The organism is Protofrankia sp. CiT1 (assembly GCF_917627335.1).
Classification (GTDB): Bacteria; Actinomycetota; Actinomycetes; order Frankiales; family Frankiaceae; genus Protofrankia.
This window is the reverse complement of the sequence record NZ_CAKJTP010000014.1, coordinates 20,599-25,473: the sequence shown is the minus strand read 5'-3', so window position 1 is coordinate 25,473 and position 4,875 is coordinate 20,599. Positions and strand designations below refer to the sequence as shown.

General features: G+C 68.9%; 5 protein-coding genes. 4 read left to right on the top strand and 1 reads right to left on the bottom strand.

Annotated elements, in window-relative coordinates; genetic code table 11:
• The first annotated feature begins 112 nt into the window (after positions 1–112).
• The 4 genes from MJ785_RS04370 to MJ785_RS04355 all read left to right on the top strand — a co-directional run bounded on the left by MJ785_RS04370 (position 113) and on the right by MJ785_RS04355 (position 4,182).
• The gene (locus tag MJ785_RS04370) at positions 113–469 is read left to right on the top strand and encodes a YraN family protein (protein WP_239310638.1); all 357 of its coding nucleotides are present in this window, start codon (positions 113–115) and stop codon (positions 467–469) included.
• Positions 469–2,007: a YifB family Mg chelatase-like AAA ATPase gene (locus MJ785_RS04365; RefSeq protein ID WP_239347674.1), complete on the top strand. Its 1,539-nt coding sequence runs from the start codon at positions 469–471 to the stop codon at positions 2,005–2,007. Before MJ785_RS04370 ends, MJ785_RS04365 begins: the two co-directional genes overlap by 1 nt.
• Entirely contained in the window at positions 2,004–3,155 is a 1,152-nt protein-coding gene (gene dprA / locus MJ785_RS04360; RefSeq protein ID WP_239310474.1) for a DNA-processing protein DprA, read from the top strand. The genes MJ785_RS04365 and dprA overlap by 4 nt, the downstream gene beginning before the upstream one ends.
• A gap of 82 nt (positions 3,156–3,237) precedes the next feature.
• Complete coding sequence (locus MJ785_RS04355) at positions 3,238–4,182, top strand: tyrosine recombinase XerC (RefSeq protein ID WP_239347671.1); 945 nt, start codon at positions 3,238–3,240, stop codon at positions 4,180–4,182.
• Positions 4,183–4,209: 27 nt separating this feature from the next.
• On the opposite strand, the gene MJ785_RS04350 is transcribed toward MJ785_RS04355, so the two are convergent.
• The gene (locus MJ785_RS04350; RefSeq protein WP_239347670.1) at positions 4,210–4,833 is read right to left on the bottom strand and encodes a murein hydrolase activator EnvC; all 624 of its coding nucleotides are present in this window, start codon (positions 4,831–4,833) and stop codon (positions 4,210–4,212) included.
• Positions 4,834–4,875: the final 42 nt, after the last annotated feature.

Here is a 4,875-nt window from a genome sequence, read left to right as displayed (position 1 = left end):
TGTGGATAACTTCAGGTTGTCCACAGAACATCATCATTGTTCGCCAATGCTCGACCCACCGATCACTCTGATCTCCACGGGCGCGTCCGTCGCCTGTGGAGGGGAGCGGGCGATGCGGGTCAAGGATGCGCTCGGGCGGTTCGGTGAGGACACCGCGGTCCGGTATCTGCTGCAAGGCGGAATGGAAATTCTCGACCGCAACTGGCGTTGCGCGGCCGGCGAGATCGATATCGTCGCCCGGGACGGTTTGTGTCTGGTGTTCTGCGAGGTCAAGACCCGTTCCAGCGACCGGTACGGGACACCTGCGCAGGCTGTGGTTGCGGGCAAGGCCGCTCGTATCCGCCGGGTGGCCGCGCAGTGGCTTCATGATCATGAACATGAGCTGGCGGTCCTGCGCTTCGACGTGGTCGAGGTGTACCGCCGCCGGGACAGCCCGATTCGGGTGGAACACCTGCGAGGGGCGTTCTGATGGCGCTCGCACGGGCGTTCAGCGTCGCCATCGTGGGGGTGCACGGCCGTCTCGTCGAGGTCGAAGCGGATCTTGCGAACGGGCTGCCGGCCTTCACTCTTGTCGGGCTGCCGGACGCGGCGCTGCACGAGGCCAGGGAACGGATCCGTGCCGCGATCGTCAACTCGGGCCAGGCCTGGCCCAGCCAGCGGATCACGGTTGGGCTGTTTCCGGCGACTCTCCCGAAGTCCGGGAGCGGGTTCGACGTGGCGATGGCCGCCGCGGTTCTCGGCGCGGCGGCCACAATCCCCCCGACATCCCTGCACGGCCGGGTGCTGCTCGGAGAACTGGCGCTGGACGGACGGCTGCGGCCCGTCCGTGGGGTGCTGCCTGCGGTGTTGGCCGCGCTCGGCGCAGGTCTCGAACGCGTGGTCGTCCCCGAGGCGAACGGCGCGGAGGCTGCCTTGGTCCCTGGGGCCGTCGTTGAACCGGTGAAGGACCTCGACTGCCTGGTGCGCCTCCTGCGCGGTGAGTTCACGCCGGGTCCACCGTCGATGATCACGATGAATTCATCGCAGGCCAGCGTCGAGGATGTCGGCGATCTTGCCGATGTGGCGGGCCAGTCCCGCGGTCGCCTGGCGGTCGAAGTAGCGGCGGCTGGCGGCCATCATCTGTTCATGCAAGGGCCGCCGGGCAGTGGCAAGACCATGCTGGCGGAGCGCCTGCCGGGGCTGTTGCCCGCGCTTGACACCGAAGCCGCTCTTGAGGTCACCGCGGTGCACTCGGTCGCAGGGCTGTTGCCGGCAGACTGCCCGCTCGTGGTCCGGCCGCCTTTTCGCAGCCCGCACCATTCAGCAACGCCGGGAGCACTCGTCGGCGCCGGTTCGACCGTGCTACGACCGGGGCTGGCCAGCCAGGCGCATCGGGGGGTCCTGTTTCTTGACGAAGCTCCCGAATTTGCTCGCCTCACCCTGGATGCATTGCGCCAGCCTCTGGAAAGCGGGGTGATCGAGCTGGCGCGGGCCCGGATCAGTGCCCGGTTTCCCGCCCGCTTCCTGCTGGTGCTGGCGGCGAACCCGTGCCCCTGCGCACGTGCGGGCGGCGCTGGGGCCAGGCTGTGTGACTGCCCGAGCCTGGTTCGCAGGCGTTATCTCTCCCGGTTGTCGGGACCGCTGCTCGATCGGGTGGATCTGCAGGTGGAGCTTGCCGCGCCGAGCCGCGCGGAGCTGCGGGCGGACTACAACTACGCGGAGACCTCCGCGGTGGTGGCCAAACGTGTCCAGAGCGCTCGTGATGCCGCTGCCTGCCGGCTGGCTGGGACACCGTGGCGTACCAGCGCCGAAATCCCCGGTCCAGCGCTTCGTCGGCTGTGGCCGCTGCCGACCAGCGTGACCCGGCTGGCAGACCGTGTCTTCGAGTCGGGTCAGCTGACCGCCCGGGGTCTTGACCGCGTCCTGCGGATTGCCTGGACGCTCGCGGACCTTGCCGGCGTGGCGTGCCCCGGACCGACGCAGCTCGGGATGGCTCTGGACCTGCGCCTGCCAGGGCGGTCACAGTGACTGTCGACGGTGAGCGGTTGGCGCGGGTCGCTCTGGCACGCGCGGTCGGGTCGGACAAGCCAGAGATCAGCATTGAGGTTGCCCGCCGCGGAGCGGCGTCGGTCTGGGCCGATCTGCGGCTCCGGCATCCCGCTGTCGACCCGGTACGGGATCTGCGCCTGCTGGACAACCTCGGCGGGCGGTTGCTCTGCCCAGGTGATGAGGAGTGGCCGTCCGTGCTGAGCGTGCTCCGCGACATGCGCGCTGCCGATGCCCGCACCGAACCGGGCGAACCGCTTGCCTTGTGGGTGTACGGAAATGGAGACCTTGGCCAACTGTGTGAGCGGGCGGTGGCGGTCGTGGGGGCGCGCGCGGCCACTCCTTATGGCACGACCGTGACCGCCGATCTTGCCTCGGGGCTGTCGGAGCGGGGCTGGACGGTGGTCTCCGGGGCGGCCTTTGGTATTGACGCGGCCGCTCACCGCGGTGCGCTGGCGGCAGGCGGGCCGACGATCGCGGTTCTTGCCGGCGGGGTCGACATCGCCTATCCACGAGCTCACACGGAGCTGCTGACGCGCATCCGCGACAACGGACTGCTGTTGAGCGAGGCCTCACCGGGTAGCCCTCCCTACCGCGGCCGTTTCCTGACCCGTAACAGGATCATCGCCGCGTTGGCCAGGGGTACGGTTCTGGTTGAGGCAGGCCATCGAAGCGGTGCCCTGAACACGGCCCGACACGCCCGGCGGCTGGGGCGTGTGGTCATGGCTGTTCCAGGACCGGTCACCAGCGCGCTGAGCGTGGGCTGTCATCGTCTGTTACGGACGCACCGTGAGCAGACTGTCTTGGTCACCGATGCCGCCGAGGTCTGCGAGGAGATCGGCGCGGTAGGTGAGCTCGCCGGATACCCGCCGGTACCGGCGGGCGTCCGTGACGGCCTTCCCGAGCTGGTCCGGCGTCTGCTCGATGTCATGCCGGCGCGGGGATCGGTGGGTGGGGCGGTGCTTGCCGAGCGGGTGGGTGAGCGGCCGGAAACCGTGCAGGCGCTGATGGGCCCTCTGGTTGTGGAGGGTTTGGTGGAGCAACGAGGCGGTGGGTATCGCCTGACGGCGTTGGGCCGAGCGCCGTCGGCTGGCGCGCCGTCTCCGCCGGACGCCGGGGAAGGAGCATGATCGTGCATTCGCTGGGGCCGCCCGTCGATGTTGACGCGGCGGCTGTGACAGGGCACGGTCGGACAGGTGGATAGTCGGTTATATGGTAGATGATATTGCTATCCGTGATGATGGAGCTACCTGGGATGCCGCGATCGGCGCATACCTGAGGTACCTGTCGACCGAGCGGAACCGGTCGGTCGAGACCATCCGCGCCTACACAGCCGATCTCCGTAATCTGTGCGACTTCGCTTGTGGCGCGGGCTGCCGTGAACTGGCGGAGCTTGACCTCGGCGTGCTGCGCGGCTGGCTCACGGCGATGCGCGCCGCCGGTGCCGCCACCGCCACCGTAGCCAGGCGAGTGTCGGTCGCCCGTGGCTTCAGCGCATTCGCGGTAAGGCGCGGCTGGCTGCCTGTGGACGTCGCCGATCGGCTCGTGAGCCCTCGGCGGTCGACTGCACTGCCAACCGTGCTGACGGCCATCCAGGCATGGGAGATGCTGGTGGCCGACCCACGGGCGGTATCAACCGGGCCTCGCCAGGATGCGCTCGACACGCGGGACAGCACGGTTGTCGAACTGCTGTATGCGACCGCCACCCGTGTCAGTGAACTGTGCGGTCTTGATCTTGATGATGTTGATGACGAACGGCGACTCGTGCGGGTGGTGGGCAAGGGCGGGCGTGAGCGGGCAGTGCCTTTCGGCGTGCCCGCGCGGCGTGCGCTGCGAGCATGGCTCGACATCGGCCGGCCGGTACTCGCGGTGCCCGGTAGCGGCCGGGCGCTGTTCCTCGGCGCCCGCGGTCGCCGGCTGGACCCGCGAACGGTCCGGCGTATCCTGAGCGCTCGGGCCGCGGCTCACAGCGCCCGGCCGGTGACCCCCCATGGCCTTCGGCACTCCGCCGCCACCCATCTGCTGGAGGGCGGTGCCGATCTGCGTTCAGTGCAGGAGCTGTTGGGGCACGCGAGTCCCGCGACCACGCAGATCTACACCCATGTGACGCCGGAGCGGCTTCGCGCGGCGTTTGACCAGGGGCACCCGCGGGCCTGACAGCGGCAACCGGGTCGGTAGGTGGGTTCAACCGACCGGTAGCAGCCTGGGATGACGACGCGGCAGCAGGCTGAGTGGATTGCGGTAGAGCGGCCCATCGAGCAGGCCCCAGTGCAGACAGGCGCCGGCGGGACAACCGGGATGTCCCCCGACGAGCCGGCCGATGATCTCGCCGGAGGCCACCGACCGGCCTGCGGGGACAACCGGGGTGACCGGCTCGTAGGTCGTTCGCAGCGACCCGTGATTGATCGTGATAACACCGCGTCCGGCAATCATGCCAGCGAACGAAACGGTTCCCGACGCTGCGGCGCGCACCTGCGCACCTACCGTGCTCACCAGGTCGACACCGCGATGGCCCGGACCGTAAGGCGTGACAGGCGGTTCGAAGTCCCGGCCAATGATCAGAGGGCCGTCCAGCGGCGTACGCCAGTGTGATGTCGGCAGGCCCCGCACAGCGGGTGCCGGTGATATCGGGCCCGCGCCGATGGTGGTCACGTTAGATGGTGATGGTGGGGACAGTGACGGTGGGGACGGTGAGGTTGCCGCCAGGGCACGGAAATCAGCTGCCGCATGCGGCCATTTGGTGACAGCGAAGGCGGCCAGCACGGCCACGACGAGGATGAGAGCTCGATAGCGGGACGGCGGGATCATGGCGTTCCTTGTGGTCTGTGGTCTGTGGTCTGTGGTCTGTGG

What these genes read in the sequence shown, in the direction of transcription:
- MJ785_RS04350 (WP_239347670.1), bottom strand. Translation starts at nt 4,833, where the DNA reads ATGATCCCGCCGTCCCGCTATCGAGCTCTCATCCTCGTCGTGGCCGTG.
- MJ785_RS04365 (WP_239347674.1), top strand. Translation starts at nt 469, where the DNA reads ATGGCGCTCGCACGGGCGTTCAGCGTCGCCATCGTGGGGGTGCACGGC.
- MJ785_RS04370 (WP_239310638.1), top strand. Translation starts at nt 113, where the DNA reads ATGCGGGTCAAGGATGCGCTCGGGCGGTTCGGTGAGGACACCGCGGTC.
- MJ785_RS04355 (WP_239347671.1), top strand. Translation starts at nt 3,238, where the DNA reads ATGGTAGATGATATTGCTATCCGTGATGATGGAGCTACCTGGGATGCC.